General features: G+C 53.1%; 14 protein-coding genes and 2 pseudogenes. 8 read left to right on the forward strand and 8 right to left on the reverse strand.

Annotated elements, in window-relative coordinates; genetic code table 11:
• Positions 1-30 precede the first annotated feature (30 nt).
• Together ACZ47M_RS07840 and ribH are read left to right on the forward strand one after the other, a co-directional pair.
• A complete protein-coding gene (locus ACZ47M_RS07840; protein WP_315343099.1) occupies positions 31-1,191 on the forward strand; it encodes a bifunctional 3,4-dihydroxy-2-butanone-4-phosphate synthase/GTP cyclohydrolase II in 1,161 nt (386 codons plus the stop codon).
• A 27-nt stretch (positions 1,192-1,218) separates the two neighbouring features.
• Positions 1,219-1,683 (forward strand): 6,7-dimethyl-8-ribityllumazine synthase, encoded by a 465-nt coding sequence (gene ribH / locus ACZ47M_RS07845; protein WP_315343096.1) that lies wholly within the window; start codon positions 1,219-1,221, stop codon positions 1,681-1,683.
• Between the two features lie 119 nt (positions 1,684-1,802).
• Here ribH and galT read toward each other — a convergent pair whose 3' ends face one another.
• Positions 1,803-2,795, reverse strand: a complete 993-nt coding sequence (gene galT / locus ACZ47M_RS07850; RefSeq protein ID WP_315342963.1) for a galactose-1-phosphate uridylyltransferase — start codon at positions 2,793-2,795, stop codon at positions 1,803-1,805.
• Between the two features lie 55 nt (positions 2,796-2,850).
• Between galT and ACZ47M_RS07855 the strand changes: the two are divergent.
• Positions 2,851-3,831: pseudogene (locus ACZ47M_RS07855) on the forward strand (glycoside hydrolase family 1 protein); the annotation flags it as partial.
• Positions 3,832-3,857: 26 nt separating this feature from the next.
• Here ACZ47M_RS07855 and ACZ47M_RS07860 read toward each other — a convergent pair.
• A complete protein-coding gene (locus ACZ47M_RS07860; protein WP_315342961.1) occupies positions 3,858-5,198 on the reverse strand; it encodes a DUF438 domain-containing protein in 1,341 nt (446 codons plus the stop codon).
• Positions 5,199-5,310: 112 nt separating this feature from the next.
• Here ACZ47M_RS07860 and ACZ47M_RS07865 point away from each other — a divergent pair, with 112 nt between their 5' ends.
• Positions 5,311-5,787 carry a DUF1858 domain-containing protein gene (locus ACZ47M_RS07865; RefSeq protein WP_315342959.1) on the forward strand — a complete coding sequence of 159 codons (477 nt, stop codon included), beginning with the start codon at positions 5,311-5,313 and terminating at the stop codon, positions 5,785-5,787.
• 121 nt (positions 5,788-5,908) lie between these two features.
• Here the strand turns inward: ACZ47M_RS07865 and ACZ47M_RS07870 are convergent, their stop codons facing one another.
• The 4 genes and pseudogenes from ACZ47M_RS07870 to hcp all read right to left on the reverse strand — a co-directional run bounded on the left by ACZ47M_RS07870 (position 5,909) and on the right by hcp (position 8,314).
• Positions 5,909-6,121, reverse strand: a complete 213-nt coding sequence (locus ACZ47M_RS07870) for a hypothetical protein (protein WP_315342957.1) — start codon at positions 6,119-6,121, stop codon at positions 5,909-5,911.
• A gap of 17 nt (positions 6,122-6,138) precedes the next feature.
• Complete coding sequence (locus ACZ47M_RS07875; RefSeq protein WP_315342955.1) at positions 6,139-6,939, reverse strand: hypothetical protein; 801 nt, start codon at positions 6,937-6,939, stop codon at positions 6,139-6,141.
• A 40-nt stretch (positions 6,940-6,979) separates the two neighbouring features.
• Entirely contained in the window at positions 6,980-7,129 is a 150-nt protein-coding gene (locus tag ACZ47M_RS07880) for a hypothetical protein (protein ID WP_315342953.1), read from the reverse strand.
• 217 nt (positions 7,130-7,346) lie between these two features.
• Positions 7,347-8,314, reverse strand: a pseudogene (gene hcp / locus ACZ47M_RS07885) (hydroxylamine reductase).
• Between the two features lie 200 nt (positions 8,315-8,514).
• Here hcp and ACZ47M_RS07890 point away from each other — a divergent pair.
• Positions 8,515-8,901: a transcriptional regulator gene (locus ACZ47M_RS07890; RefSeq protein WP_315342951.1), complete on the forward strand. Its 387-nt coding sequence runs from the start codon at positions 8,515-8,517 to the stop codon at positions 8,899-8,901.
• A 10-nt stretch (positions 8,902-8,911) separates the two neighbouring features.
• Here the strand turns inward: ACZ47M_RS07890 and ACZ47M_RS07895 are convergent, their stop codons facing one another.
• Together ACZ47M_RS07895 and msrA are read right to left on the reverse strand one after the other, a co-directional pair.
• Positions 8,912-9,355, reverse strand: a complete 444-nt coding sequence (locus tag ACZ47M_RS07895; RefSeq protein ID WP_315342949.1) for a hypothetical protein — start codon at positions 9,353-9,355, stop codon at positions 8,912-8,914.
• 14 nt (positions 9,356-9,369) lie between these two features.
• Entirely contained in the window at positions 9,370-10,371 is a 1,002-nt protein-coding gene (msrA, locus tag ACZ47M_RS07900; protein WP_315343094.1) for a peptide-methionine (S)-S-oxide reductase MsrA, read from the reverse strand.
• Positions 10,372-10,439: 68 nt separating this feature from the next.
• On the opposite strand from msrA, the gene gapN reads away from it, so the two are divergent.
• From gapN to ACZ47M_RS07915, 3 genes are all read left to right on the forward strand, one after another.
• On the forward strand, positions 10,440-11,960 hold the full coding sequence (gene gapN, locus ACZ47M_RS07905; protein WP_315342947.1) for an NADP-dependent glyceraldehyde-3-phosphate dehydrogenase: 1,521 nt from the start codon (positions 10,440-10,442) through the stop codon (positions 11,958-11,960).
• Positions 11,961-12,134: 174 nt separating this feature from the next.
• A complete protein-coding gene (locus ACZ47M_RS07910) occupies positions 12,135-13,475 on the forward strand; it encodes an ABC transporter substrate-binding protein (RefSeq protein ID WP_315342945.1) in 1,341 nt (446 codons plus the stop codon).
• A gap of 119 nt (positions 13,476-13,594) precedes the next feature.
• The gene (locus ACZ47M_RS07915) at positions 13,595-14,398 is read left to right on the forward strand and encodes a carbohydrate ABC transporter permease (RefSeq protein ID WP_315342943.1); all 804 of its coding nucleotides are present in this window, start codon (positions 13,595-13,597) and stop codon (positions 14,396-14,398) included.
• Position 14,399 lies beyond the last annotated feature (1 nt).

A 14,399-nucleotide genomic window follows, 5' to 3' on the forward strand; every position in this document is an offset into this window, starting at 1 on the left:
TGGAACAAAGTTGTTTTCGGGGAAGGAAGGATGAACTGGGAGTCGATCAGAGAGAAAGTTCTTGGAGGAAAACCGGTCGTTCTCATCGACGACAGAAGAGAGTTCGAGGCCGATTTGGTTTATCCGGCGGAGATAGCTTCTCCTGAGGTAGTTAACTTCATGCTCTCGATGAAGGGCCTCCTATGCCTCACGATGGACATGGACGAGGCCTTAAGGAGGGGCTTCTTCCCACTGCCGGGCAAAGAAGGGGAGACCAACTTTTTGGTTCCAGTTGATTACAGGGAGAACTTCACGGGCATAACGGCCGGGGAGAGGGCCTTAACGGCCAGAAAGCTTGCCCAAGGCTTATCGGTTGAACACTTCAGGTATCCTGGCCATCTCCACCTTCTCGGGGGGATTGGCCTGAACAGGCGGCGCGGCCACACCGAAGGCTCGCTCGAGCTGATGGAAATCCTCGGCTTCAGGCGCTACGCCCTCATCGTGGAGATACTCGACGAAAAGGGTGACTCCCACAACAGGGAATACGCGCTGATGCTTGCTGAAAAGCACGATTTACCCGTTGTAAACATCGACGACGTCTGGAAGGAGTTTGTGAAAAAGAAACAGCTGATCAGAGTCTACGCCAACGCCAGGCTTCCAACCAAGTACGGTGACTTCAGGATAATAGCCTTCGACAACGAGCTTGACTTCAAGGAGCACGTTGCGGTGGTCAAGGAGCCCTACGGCGAGGTTCCGCTCGTCAGGGTTCACTCGAAGTGTCTCACCGGTGATACGCTCGCTTCACTCAAATGTGACTGCGGCAGCCAGCTGAGCAACGCGCTCAGAATGATAGCGCAAGAAGGGGGCATACTCCTCTACATGGACCAGGAAGGCAGGGGAATCGGCCTGAAGGAGAAGATAAAGGCCTACGAGCTTCAGGATAAAGGTCTCGACACGGTCGAGGCCAACGAGGCTTTAGGCCATAAGGCCGACGAGAGGACATATGAGGCCGCGTTCCAGATGCTCCGCGCCCTCGGCGTCTCAAAGGTCAGGCTCATAACGAACAACCCCGCAAAAGCGAAGGCCCTCGCGGAGTTCGGGATAGAAGTTGTCGAGACTGTCCCCATTCCTCCAGAAGTGACGGAGCACAACAGGCTTTATTTAAAGGTAAAGGAAGAAAAGCTCGGCCACAGACTCCCGGTTGAGGTCTGACTTGATAATTGCGGAACGGTGGTGGGGATGGAGGTTAGAACCTTTGAGGGAAGTTTCGACGGGAAAGGCTTGAGGATAGCGGTCGTGGTTGGCAGGTTCAACGACCTCTTAACCGGCCAGATGCTTGAAGGGGCCTTAGACTGCTTCAGGAGGCACAACGTTGATGCCGTTGACGTCGTAAAGGTTCCCGGTTCCTTTGAAATACCGCTCGTTGCCAAAAAGCTCGCCGAGAGCGGGAAGTACAACGCTGTCCTCGCCCTTGGGGCTGTGGTCAGGGGTGAGACTAAGCACTTCGACCTTGTGGCAAACGAAGTGGCGAAGGGCGTCGCAAACGTCTCCCTGCAGACGGGTGTGCCCGTCATCTTTGGGGTCATAACTGTCGAGGATGAGCTCCAGGGTCTGGACAGGGCGGGGATAAAGGCCAACAAGGGCTTCGAGTATGCCATGGCAACCCTTGAGATGGCCAACCTCATGAAGGAGCTGAAGGACTGACCTCCCCGAGCTCTTGGGAGCGCGGAAGGCGTTAAATATGCGCGCTGGCCTTCTTGGTGATTTTAATGTTTTGAGGGGATAACCCCCCGTTAGGTTCAGGGAGAGGTTATCCCGCGTTCTCATTCCAATGCTTCAGGACATCTCCCCCTGGCACCGAGTCTTTCCATGGCCTTTTTACACGCCTCCCTCAGCCTCTCCGCGTTCTCCTCCGGAACACCGTCGTAGGTAAACTCCCACGTCCCTATCTCTATCCCCGCGGCGTACTTTATCTTGCCATTGTCACGAAGTATGGGGTAGAACTCTATGTGGAGGTGGTAGAACTCGTAGCTCCCTTTGAAGGGCGCCTGGAAGACCATCATGGAGTAGGGCATGTCCCTGCCGAGGACTTCGTTGAGGGTTCCGGTGGCCACCCTTATAGCCTCCGCCAGGTCTTCCACCTCGTTTCCCTCCAGCTGAGTCAGCCACTGGACGTGCCTCTTTGGGTAGACGTGGATTTCAAAGGGCCAGCTCGCGAAGAAAGGCATGAAGATGGCAAAGCTCCCGTTCTCGTAGATCAGCCTTTCCCCTTTGAGCTCTTCCTTGAGGACTCTGCAGAAGAGGCACTCCCCGTGGCGGTTGTAATAGTTTCTTGAGTTCTCAAGCTTGAGCCTCGCCTTCAGGGGTATGAAGGGAAGCGCGTAGAGCTGACCGTGGGGGTGTGTCAGGCTTACGCCGATTTCCTCGCCCTTGTTCCGGAAGATGGCTAGGTAGGCAACCCCAGGGTTCTTTTTTAACTCCGCCGTTACGTTTTTCCACAGTTCAACAACTCTGACCATCTGCTCCCGGGAGAGCCCGTCGAGGTCTCTGAGGCCATGCTCAGGGGTTTCAACTATCACGCTGCACTGGCCGATGGCGCGGGCCCTCCTGTAGAAGCCGGAAGTTTCTGGCTTTGGGGCATCGAAGGAGAGCATTGGAAAGCGGTTTGGAAGGATGAGAACCTCCCAGCCGTGGCCTGTCTCTTCACCTCCCGGGCAGAATGGACAGTAGTCTTTGGGCCTCCAGGGCCTCTCCCTTCTCACCGCTGAGACCATCACCCACTGTCCGGTTAAAGGGTTGTAGCGGAGTTCTCTCATCGTACCACCGCAAGTTTAATTAGTTTTAAGCTTATTATATTTTCCGGGTGAACCCATGGCCCTGAAGTTCCCGGAGGGTTTTCTTTTTGGTACCGCGACCGCGGCACACCAGATAGAAGGTGAAAACCGCTGGAACGACTGGTGGCATTACGAGCAAACCGGGAAGCTCCCCTATAAGTCGGGCAAGGCCTGCAACCACTGGGAGAAATACGAAGAGGACATTGGGCTCATGGCCGAGCTCGGCTACAACGCGTACCGCTTCTCAATAGAGTGGAGCCGGATTTTCCCGGAGGAGGGGAGGCTGAACGAAGATGCCCTCAACCGCTACAGTGAAATCCTCGAGCTTCTCCGCGGGAAGGGCATAGAACCGAACGTAACACTGCACCACTTCACATCACCGCTGTGGTTCATGAAGAGAGGGGGCTTCCTCAGGGAGGAGAACCTCAAATACTGGGAGAAGTACGTGGAAACCGTTGCCGACATCCTAAAGGGGGTAAAACTCGTCGCAACCTTCAACGAGCCGATGGTGTACGTCATGATGGGCTATTTAACCGTCTACTGGCCGCCTTTCGTCAGGAGCCCCCTCAAGGCGTTTAGAGTCGCTGCTAACCTGCTCAGGGCCCACGCGGTTGCCTACGAGACTTTACATGGCAGTTTCAACGTGGGCATCGTCAAGAACGTCCCGGTGATGCTTCCCGCGAGCGATAGTGAGAGGGACAAAAAGGCCGCTCAGAGGGCGGACAACCTCTTCAACTGGAATTTCATGGACGCGATATGGAGCGGGAACTTCAGGGGAGCTTTTAAATCCTACAGGGTCCCGGAGAGCGACGTTGACTTCATCGGGATAAACTACTACACCGCAGCGGAGGTAAGGCACAGCTGGAACCTGTTGAAGTTCTTCTTTGATGCCAAAAACGCCGAAATCGGGGACAGGAAGACCCAGATGGGGTGGAGCGTCTATCCCGAGGGTATTTACCGGGCCATCAGTAAAATGGCCAACTATGGGAAACCCATGTACATAACTGAGAACGGCATCTAAATATCTCCGGGTTTCCCCTCATCTCAATCCCTCCAGTCGAGCAGTCTCTTCTCGCCCTCTATGGCCTTGTATGGGGCGATATCCATCGTTATCTCAAGGGTTCCCATGTATTCGCCATTTTCGTCAAAGAGGGGCACGTATCTGATGTAGACGTACTTCTCCCCAAGCCTGAGCCAGAAGGTTGCCTCCCTCTTCCTGCCCTCCTTGAAGGCCTGGAGGATTTTGTTCACTATATGTACGCTCTTCGGCGGGTGGCAGAGCTGAACCGGCCTGCCGAGCACCGAGAGTGTCCTCTCAAATATCCTCTCTCCAGGGGAGAAAAACCTTACCCTGTCGTCCCTGTCTATGAATGTAACATCCACCGGTAGGGCCTCGAAAATGGCCTTGAGCTCCTTTAGATTCAGATAACCTGTGCCGAGGTCTATGTCGCCCTCCCTCTTAAGCTTGCTCCTGTCGAACTCTAAGGGCTGTCCCCTCAGCGCTCCCTGGACTTCCTTAGGCAGGCTGAGGAGCTGCTCAACGCTCAGCTCTGGATTTATTTCCCACGGATGGAGCGGTTTAACGTCCTCACCCGGATCCCATGCGGGTGGATTGACCTTATAGAAGCCTGCCTCTTTCTCCTGCATCCTTATGGCCTTCCACTCGCCCTCGCTCAGGAGGGCCTTTAGCGTTGGGTAGAATATGTTGTTTTCCCTAAAAACCATGTCGCTGAGTGCGAATGCAGCTTCACCGGCCTTAGCCTTGAATCGCTCGACGAACTCCTCCCAGGGCATCTCACTTCTCTTCCTCAAAAGCTCGGCGAGATACTTTATCATGAACCTTATCTCGTCGTGCTTCGTCCAGAGGACAGTGGCTATTGCCGTTAGGCCCCTTCTCTCGATGTAGGGGAATATGAGCATCTCCTCGCGGTTGTAGTGGGTGGAGCCGATCTTTCTGAGGTTGCCCACTATCTCCTCAAGAACTCCCAGGATTTCCTCCCTCATGCGCTCGTCCTTTGTGGTGGCCAAAGTTTTGGCATAGAGGTTGAGAATCTCCGCATCTTTCAGTATCTCCTTGTTTTCCTGGTAGAGGGTCTTGAGCGGGTGGCCGTCCGGCAAGTCCTTTTCCTCAAGCTCGTCTGTGCCCTTCACGGCCTCGCGGAAGAGCTCGACGTGCAAATCGCACATCTTGGCTATGTCCTTTGCCGAAATCCCCTCTTTAACGAGCTCCTGCTCAATGATAGGAATTTCAAGGGGGGATATGCCACTTAAAACCTGCCTGAACTCCTCTTTGAGCTTCTCGACGCTTTCTCCCCTGTGGATTCTGAGGAGCAGCTCCTTCAGCTGCTCTTTCTTGTATTCCCTTGCCTTCAGTAATTCGGTCATCTTTAATCACCTCTATGACAAGTGTCATGTCAAATACTTATAGGCATTACTGGGCAAATTTGCTCAATAAAGTTTATATGTCGCTTGTCATATGTTGAATCGGTGATAGAGAATGATGCTCGACGTTCGCGGTTTGAAGCCACCGCAGCCGGCGGTTATGATTATAGAAGCCCTTGGAAAGCTCAAAACGGGGGAAACGCTTGAAGTTATAGGCGACAAGCCCTTCGTTGATATGATACCCAAGCTCGAAGAGGCGGGCTATAGCGTAGAGGTCAGGGAGGTCGGAGGCTTCTTCGTTTTGAGGGTGACCAAAACCGAAAGCTCTAAGGAGCTCGGCATAGAAGTAAAGGAATGCGATGAGAAGGTGGAGGAGATAACGGAGGACATCAACGTGGCTAAATTGCTGAAGGCCTATCCAGAATCCCTCAAGATACTGGTCAAGTACGGCTTCTCTCCCCTCGAGAACCCGGTGATGAAGAGAACATTGGCGAGGACGATAATCCTGAAGGGTGCAAAGGGGCTCATCGGCATGAGCGACGAGAAGTTCATGGAAATGATGGCAGAACTCAAAAGACTGGAAAAGAAGTGACTGCGCGCTCTCCTCTTCCTCCTTAGCCTGCTTTAACCTCGGCCCTTGATGACCTCCCGGGAAAGGAGACTCTCACAGTAACTGGATTTGGTATCCTCATGGCTCTGATTTTGTGTGGAGCCTATCTTCCCCCCCAGGCACAGCCCCTAACGCCCTCACAGGAGTCAACTGCAAAAGCTGCCGCCTCAATAACATCCCTAACCGCGTTCCTCGCGGTGCACATTCCCAGTGGAATAATCTTGCCACTGTGCTCTATTGCTATCGCCAGGTCGTCCAGTGACACTTTCCTCTGAAGGGCTTCACGCCATCCAAGGAAAAATATAGAAAAGGACACAAACTCACCCCCATGTTTTAAATAACCTTTCTGCTGAGTTTTCCGAGCTCTTTTTCTGCCTCCTCAATTGCCTCATCAATGGCCCTTAGGAGGACGTTCTTTGAAACTTTAACGGTGATTTTTGCCCCTGCAACAAAGAACAGAACCACCGTGTCACCAATGCTGGAGGCGTAGATTATTTCCAGCGGGTCGTAAGTACCAAGTGTAAACCTGACAAAAGGCGGATGGGTAAGGCTGGCTGACCCAACCAGTGTTGATAGCGCTTTTTCCAGATCCTGCTTTAGCTGGGCGGGGTTCCACACTACTCTCCACTCTTCCTTGGGCAGTTTTCCTTTCTCAATGAACTCTTTCAGCTCTTTCAGGTCATCAATGTAATCCTTTAAGTTGATGGTGGCGTTTAGAACGTAAACGTCACCATAAACCTCTATGTCATACTCATTCAGGTAGCTCTCCTCGCCCTCGTCCCAGAACTCACCGGGACGGAAGAGTCTAAATCTTAAATACTCCACATCTACCGGCTTCCTTTGTATAACAAAGCTTATGTTTTTGATAGTGCGTTGAATGTTTTTATTAAACCCTCTAACTGGGATCCGAAAGTCTCTGCCGTCTGGAAGTTTAATCGTAACGTGTTCTCCAGTTCTCACAATTTTCAGTCCGAAAAAGTCACCGGAACCCTTCAACTTCGCAAGCCTCTCCAGCACTTCCATGAACTCCTGTACCGGGACGGGTTCATCGGTGAGGAATACGGTTTCCGCGGCTGTTATTAGAATGGGAAATCCTTCATCTTCTGCAGTGAAATAAAAGGAAAGATGGGCCATGACACAACCCCCTAATATTTAGGTGCAGGGAATGCGGTGACTATCCTATACCACCCTTTCCCCACTTTTCAAGAACTACTGCCAGTTTTGTTCCAAGTTTTGGAGAGTATCTCACGAGCACTATTCTGTTCGGTTTCTTTCCACAGTCCATGTAATCTGGATTTCGTATGGTTTCCTTTATTTCCCTCATGATATCCTGGGCAGAGAGATACTTAAATTTGTCCTTGAATTTGTATACGTTTGTGAGTATGTGTTGTAATCAAAGCCTTTAAAAAATTTACTATCAAAAGTTTAACAAAACGATGAAAATTGAAAGTAAATTCAACTGGGGCGAGTTCACGAGATACAACCACCAAAAACGTGACAACCCATTACCGCTAACAACAGGCATCAAAAAGAGAGAAAGCTCACTCCAGCTCTTCCGCGAGCGGAGCGCTCTCATCAACGCTTGTGCCTTCCTTCAGCATGTCCTTCAAGTCCTTCTCAGGCTCCCCTATAAGCTTTAGGTCAAACTGCTTCTTTAGAGCCTCGAAGACGTTCGGTGTCAGGAATTCCGGCGGCTTTGGTCCGATGTAGATGCCCTTTATGCCGAGGTAGAGGAGTGAGTAGAGTATTGCTATTGCCTTCTGCTCCATCCAGCTCAGGACTATGCTTACCGGCAGGGAGTTCACGTCGGTGCCGAGCTCGTTGGCCAAAGCAACCGCAATCTCGATTCTCGAATAGACGTTGTTGCACTGGCCAAAGTCGAGGAACCTCGGAATGCCTTCGATGGTACCGTAGTCCCTCGCGTTGTAGCGGAACTTGCCGCACGCTGCTGAGGGTATGAGCGCATCCCTTGGAATAAGCTCGGTGAGCCTCTCGTAGTAACCCATGCCCTTGTGCGGGGTATCACAGCCGCCGACAACGAAAATGTGCCTTATTTTGCCCTTCCCTATGAGCTCTATCGGTCTGTCCTTCATGGCCAGAACGTTGGTGTGGTGGAAGCCTGTGAGGAGCTTTCCACCGTTGTAAGCTTTCATCTTTGGGGTCTGAAGGGCTTTCTCGATTACCGGCTCGAAGTTGTAATCCTTTATGTGAGGAACTCCCTCAAGGCCCGCTATTCCGACGGTGAAGATTCTGTCCTGGTAGGCTTTCGTCGGCTACTGGACGCAGTTGCTCGTCCCCAGGATCACTCCCGGGAACTCAGCGAACTCCCTCCTCTGGTAGAGCCACGAGCCTCCCCAGTTATCGAGGAGCTTCATGGCCTCAAGGTGGATTCTTCCATTCTCAAGGATAAGCTCAAGAAAGCGGTTTTTGTCGAAGTTCACGTTGGTGAGGGTGGAGTAGATATGGTGCATCCTCCGGCCAGGCTCATCGAGCACTGGTTGCAGAGCATAACCGATTCTGGAACCTTTACCGCCATTTTCCAACTTCCTCACTTTATGACAGATGTCATATAATCGATTATAGCCGAATTAACCCCCATAAAAGCTTTGCGGTTTCTTAACCTAAAGGGCTTATATGACTTATGTCATGACAAAGGCCGTAGGGATTTGAGGGAAAGGTTTAAATATTCCATGCGTCATAGCAGGAACCATGAAGACGAACGCCTTCGAAGTGGCCTCGCGCTACGTCTACCCCTCCCTCAGGAGGCGCCTGGTCGGGGTGCTGAGGGAGAGGGGCCTCAAGCAGACCGAGATAGCGGAGTTGCTCCACATAACCCAGTCAGCGGTTTCGCGCTATCTGGGGGAGGAAAGGGGCAAGCTCATCGACGTCTCCTCTTTTCCCGACGTAGACCGGGAAGTGAGAGAACTGGCCGAGAGAATACTTGCGGAGAGACCGGGAGAATACTGGATACACACCGAGCTCGTGAAGCTCTCCCTGGAGTTCCTGGGCAAGGGCTACGGCTGCTCCTTCCATGCCGGCATTGACCCCGACATAAACCCAGAAGAGTGCCGGGTCTGCATCGAGCTTTTTGGATGACCTTCCTCAGTTATGGCCGGCTATTTTCCCTCCCCTTTGCCTCCCTCAGCTTTTTTAGGTATTCACCGTAAGCATCTTTCATCTCCGCGACCTCTTCGAGGTCTTCCAAAAAACCGAGCCTGGCGTAGAGCTTTTCCATGTGCTCCAGCTCATCCAAGAGTTCCTCAACGTCCCTCTCTGCTTTTTTCCTCAGATCAGTTCCCATTTCCTTTTCCAGCCTTTCAAAAAACCCGCGCCCCAGCTCAAAAATCCCTTCCCTGCTGACCCCGAAGACCCTGTGGGGCAACCCCGATATTTCGAAGCCGAAAACCAGGATGAGGAGTCTCTCCAAGTCCGTCTTATTGGAGGAGGGGATGGAGAGATACCTGATATCCCCGTCATAGTAGACCACGAGATACCACGAGTCCGGCCTCAGGGGAAAGTCCCCGTCCTGGTTCTTTTTCACCGCCGCCATCCGCCACCCTCCAGTTACAGAAAAAGCCTCTCGTAGGCGATGTAGCCGTACTTCCTCAGCTCCTCCCGCGGGATGAACCTCAGCGAGGCGGAGTTTATGCGGTAGCGCTTTCCCGTTGGCGTCTCCTCATCAAATACGTGGCCGAGGTGGGAGCGGGCGAAGCGGCTTTTAACCTCCCTCCCGCAGAGGAAGCCCCCGCATTCCCCTGCCTCAACGACCGCCCACTCCTCCAGCGGTTTTGTGAAGCTCGGCATCTCTGCTTCTCCCTCGTACTTGTCGAGCGAGCTGAAGAGCGGTTCCCCTGAAACGATGTCAACGTAGATGCCTTCCCCATGGTTGTTCCAGTACTCGTTTTTGAAGGCCGGCTCAGTATCTCCAAGCTGGGTAACCCGGTACTGGAGGGGTGTTAAAAGGCGCCTGAGCTCTGAATTGCTTGGCTTTTGCCAGCCCAGCCAATAGTGCTTCCTTTCCGGAAAGAGGCGGAAGTGCCTGTTCTTCTCCCAGACTGACTTGATGAAGCCAAGCCTTCCTGAGTAGAGCTTGTAATGCCTGTAGTTCGTCTCGAAGCGGAAGTAGTAGCCCTGGTGGTAGTCCTCGGCCGGGTAGAAGTCCTTCGCTGGCAGAATCTCCGTGGCTATGGGTTCACCAAAGATTCCCGAGAGCTCAAGCCTCCTCCTGGACTCTTCAGCCAGCCCCTTCTGCGTTTCGTTGAGGTAGAAGATGGCGGTTTTATACTGCTCTCCCCTGTCGGCGAACTGGCCGTGGGGGTCCGTTGGATCAATGTTCCTCCAGAAGACCTCCAGGAGGCGCTCGTAGGAGATTTTTGAAGGATCATAAATTACCTTGACAGCCTCACGATGGCCGGTTTCTCCTGCTGAGACCAGCCCGTAGGTGGGGTTCTCAACCCAGCCGCCGGTGTAGCCCGAGATGGCCTCGATGATCCCTGGCAACCTCTCAAAGGCCTCCTCCATGCACCAGAAACAGCCGCCCGCGAATATGGCCACCTCCATATTCATCACTCCGGGCAGGGTTGGGAAGCAATGCTTAAATAGTTTTGGGCAGTATTACATATCGGTGATTACAAATGGCCAAACTTGTCCAACATTCTGTTTTCGAGCCCGTATACCGGCTCGGCAGCGACGGGATTCCGGAGTTCAAGGCTTTCGTTGCTGGTAAATGGGTCTTCGGGGAGAGGTTTGCCGAGGTTCAGAGCCCGATAGACGGGAGGGTTATAGCGAGGGTCAGCGTGCTCTCCAGGGATCAGGTTGAGGAGGCCATAAGCGCCGCCCACAGCTCAGGACGTAAGGCTATAAGGAACTACCCGGGCGAGAAGAGGATAGAGAGCTTTCTCAGGGCGGCAGAGCTGATGAAAGAAACCTTCGAAGACTTCGTGAGGGTTTTAGTCCTTGACGCGGGTAAGCCAAAGTCGAACGCTGCTGGAGAAGTAAAGGCAACCATTGAGAGGCTCGAAAAGACGACCTTCGAGTCCAGGGCGATACTCGGCGACTACATCCCCGGGGACTGGAGCGAGGAGACCCTTGAGAGTGAGGGAATTGTAAAGAGAGAGCCCTACGGCCTTGTGTTGGCCATAGGCCCCTTCAACTACCCGCTTTTCATTCCTGCGGCGAAAGTAATTCCGGCCCTGCTGGGCGGCAACGCTGTACTTCTAAAGCCAGCCTCGGCGGATCCTCTGGCGGCGATACTCTTCATCAGGATCCTCGAGGTCTCGGGCTTTCCTCCCGAGAGCCTTGGACTCCTCACCATCCCCGGCGGGCTGATGGACAGCGTCGTGGCCGATAAGAGGATAAGGGCGATAACATTCACCGGAAGCACCGAGGTTGGGGAGCACATAGTAAAAACCGGCGGCATAAAAGCCTACCACCTCGAACTCGGGGGCAAGGATCCTGCCATAGTTCTGGACGATGCAGACCTTGAGCTGGCGGCCGAAAAGATAGTAAAGGGGATGGTGAGCTTCTCAGGCCAGAGGTGCGACGCGATACGGCTTATCCTGGCGCAGGAGGGAATCTACGGGGAGCTGAAGGCAAGAATGTTAGAGAGGCTCAGGGGGATAGAGCCGAAGAATCCGCTGGAAGACGAAAACGCGGTAATGGGCCCACTGATCGATATGAAGTCGGCGGATTACATTGAGGAAGTGTGGAAGGACGCCGTGGAGAAGGGGGCCAAGCCCCTGACGGAGTTCAGGAGAAAGGGGAACTACGTGTGGCCCCTCCTCCTCGAGGTCGGAAAGGATGTCCTTCCAGAGCTCAGGGCCTTTCAGGAGGACGTGTTTGGGCCGCTCACGCTGATGGTGAAGGTCAAAGACGAGGACGAAGCAATAGAGATAGCGAACTCCTCTCGCTTTGGCCTCGACGCGGCTATCTTCTCCTCCTGCGAGCGGAGGGCCAGGAGGGTGGCGAGGAAGCTGGAGGCTGGAAGCGTCTTCATCAACGAGTACCCGAGGCACGGAATAGGCTACTACCCCTTCGGAGGCGTCAAGGACAGCGGCGTCGGGAGGGAGGGCATTGGCTACTCGGTCATACAGCTGACCACGACCAAGAGCATAGTGCACAACTTCAGGGGCACCGGCGTGTGGGAGTACATGTGAAGACTTTTCCTTTCCTTTACACGGCCAATTTACTGAGTCCCGTTCTGGTGGTGGCTTTCTCGGGCATTCTTCAAAACCCCAAGGATAGTGCCCAAAGGTGCTCTTTTGTACTGAAAAAACTTATATACCTTGAACCCGCTATAGTGTACTAGAAGTACAACATGGTGGTGAACCATGCAGAAAAACCCCCTCTTTGGGATTTTGTTTGTTGGTGTTTTGATTTTGGGAGTTATTGCCAGCGGATGTATCTCGGGACAGGGAACTTCAACAGGAACGACCACTTCTTCGAGTGGCAAAGTCATAGAGCTTGAGTTCTGGCATGGGATAGAGGCCCCAGAAAACCAGAAGGTTCTGGAAGACCTCGTCAACAAGTTCGAGGCTGAGCACCCCAACATCAAGATAAAAGTTGTTAACTATGGCGCTCAAGACAAGGCGGTTACCAAGATCATGGCCGCCGTTCAGGCGGGCACCCCACCGGACCTTGTCTGGCTCAACCCAGCCCAGACCGGATTCTTTGCAGAGGCTGGAGTTCTCGCCCCGGTTGAGGACTTCATAAAGAATGACCCCTCCTTTAACAAGGACGATATCTACTCAGGACTCTGGGAGCTTGGAACCTACAAGGGCAAGATATACACTGCTCCCTTCGACACCAACAACCTGGCTATCTACTATAACAAGGACCTCTTCAGGGAGGCCGGACTTGACCCCGAGGCCTACATGGGCAAAGCCCTGACCTGGGACGAGTTCAGGGAGCTGGCCAAGAAGCTCACAAAGGACAAGAACGGTGATGGTAAGATCGATCAGTACGGGTTCATGGTCCCCTTCGGAACTCTCGAGTGGACGGTCTGGACGTGGGAGGTCTTCCTCTGGTCGGCCGGTGGTGAGCTTCTCTCTGAAGACCAGAGCAAGCCAACCTTCGCTAGCGACGCCGGTATTAAAGCCCTCCAGTACTGGGTTGATCTCGTCTACAAGGATAAGGTTGCAAAGCTCAGCGACCCCGACGCGGGCTACAAGCTCGATGACTTCTTCGCCGGTAGGGTTGCAATGACCATAAACGGGCCTTGGAACTATCCCGTCCTGAAGGATCAGGGGTGGCTCAACAAGACCGGGGTCATGCTGATGCCCTACGACAAGAGGATAGCCACCAACATTGGCGGTGAGAACCTCTTTATATTCAAGACAACGCCCGAAAGGGAGCAGGCTGCATGGGAGTTCGCCAAGTTCGTCATGAGCCCCGAGTTCCAGGTTACATGGGCGCTTAAGACGGGTTACCTCCCGGTATGTAAGAGCGCTCTCGAAGACCCTGAGTACAAGAAGTTCATGCAGGAGAACCCCTTCATAAAGATATACGTGGATAACCTACAGTACGGTAAGGCCAGACCTCCAGTTCCGCAGTACCCGGACATGTCCGCGGCCATCGGAAAAGCCATTGAGGCAGCCCTGCTTCAGAAGAAGGATCCCGCCACCGCCCTCAAAGAGGCCCAGGCGGAAGTTGAACTCTTGTTCAGGTCCTGACCTCTTTCTCTTTTCTCTCTAAGGAGGTGTGGAGAATGGTTTCATTGCCTACTCGCAGAAAAATGAAATATACACTAGAAGCTTACGGCTTCTTGGCTCCTGCACTTGTAATTCTCATCATGTTCATCATATACCCAGTACTGTACCTCGTCTACATAAGCTTCTTCAATTGGAAGGGGCTTGGTGCGAAAGAGTTTGTTTTCCTTAACAACTACAAGATGATTCTTCAGCGGGATGAGTTTCGTCTCGTCCTGAAGAACACGTTCATTTATATCCTCGGCGTGGTTCCCACTACGATGATCCTCTCGCTCATCGCGGCGGTTCTTTTAAACTCCAAGATCAGGTTAAAAAGCGTTTACAGGACTTCAATCTTCTCCCCGACTGCCATTTCCTTCGTTGCGACGGGTATTATCTGGGTGTGGATGTTCAACTCGGACTACGGTCTCGTTAACCGCGTCCTCGAGGCCCTCGGGTTTTCACCCGCGGACTGGCTGAGGAGCACATCCTACGCGATGCTGGCGGTGATAATAGCCACGGTTTGGGCCAGAGTTGGTTACTTCATGGTGATTTACCTCGCTGGCCTGCAGACAATACCCGAGGATTACTACGAGGCTGCTGAGGTTGACGGAGCCACATCCTTCCGGAAGTTCCTCCATATAACCCTCCCGCTCCTCAAGCCAACCCACGTGCTGGTTCTGGTTATGCTCACAATATTCTCCTTCAGGGACTTCGACCAGATCTACACGATGACCAGCGGAGGGCCCCTGATGTCAACGACAACTCTAGCGTACTACATCTACGTTCTGAGCTTTGTGAGGTTCAGGTTCTCAGAGGGCGCCACTGTGGCTGTCATTCTGCTGTTCATTGTGATAGCAGTCCAGTACCTTCAGAGAAAAGTCTTTGGGGAGGAGGCGATATACTGAG

The organism is Thermococcus waiotapuensis (genome assembly GCF_055384795.1).

What these genes read in the sequence shown, in the direction of transcription:
- ACZ47M_RS07915 (WP_315342943.1), top strand. Translation starts at nt 13,595, where the DNA reads ATGTTCATCATATACCCAGTACTGTACCTCGTCTACATAAGCTTCTTC.
- ACZ47M_RS07880 (WP_315342953.1), bottom strand. Translation starts at nt 7,129, where the DNA reads ATGAGGGAAATAAAGGAAACCATACGAAATCCAGATTACATGGACTGT.
- galT (WP_315342963.1), bottom strand. Translation starts at nt 2,795, where the DNA reads ATGAGAGAACTCCGCTACAACCCTTTAACCGGACAGTGGGTGATGGTC.
- ACZ47M_RS07840 (WP_315343099.1), top strand. Translation starts at nt 31, where the DNA reads ATGAACTGGGAGTCGATCAGAGAGAAAGTTCTTGGAGGAAAACCGGTC.
- gapN (WP_315342947.1), top strand. Translation starts at nt 10,440, where the DNA reads ATGGCCAAACTTGTCCAACATTCTGTTTTCGAGCCCGTATACCGGCTC.
- ribH (WP_315343096.1), top strand. Translation starts at nt 1,219, where the DNA reads ATGGAGGTTAGAACCTTTGAGGGAAGTTTCGACGGGAAAGGCTTGAGG.
- ACZ47M_RS07865 (WP_315342959.1), top strand. Translation starts at nt 5,311, where the DNA reads ATGATGCTCGACGTTCGCGGTTTGAAGCCACCGCAGCCGGCGGTTATG.
- ACZ47M_RS07910 (WP_315342945.1), top strand. Translation starts at nt 12,135, where the DNA reads ATGCAGAAAAACCCCCTCTTTGGGATTTTGTTTGTTGGTGTTTTGATT.
- msrA (WP_315343094.1), bottom strand. Translation starts at nt 10,371, where the DNA reads ATGAATATGGAGGTGGCCATATTCGCGGGCGGCTGTTTCTGGTGCATG.
- ACZ47M_RS07860 (WP_315342961.1), bottom strand. Translation starts at nt 5,198, where the DNA reads ATGACCGAATTACTGAAGGCAAGGGAATACAAGAAAGAGCAGCTGAAG.
- ACZ47M_RS07895 (WP_315342949.1), bottom strand. Translation starts at nt 9,355, where the DNA reads ATGGCGGCGGTGAAAAAGAACCAGGACGGGGACTTTCCCCTGAGGCCG.
- ACZ47M_RS07890 (WP_315342951.1), top strand. Translation starts at nt 8,515, where the DNA reads ATGAAGACGAACGCCTTCGAAGTGGCCTCGCGCTACGTCTACCCCTCC.
- ACZ47M_RS07875 (WP_315342955.1), bottom strand. Translation starts at nt 6,939, where the DNA reads ATGGCCCATCTTTCCTTTTATTTCACTGCAGAAGATGAAGGATTTCCC.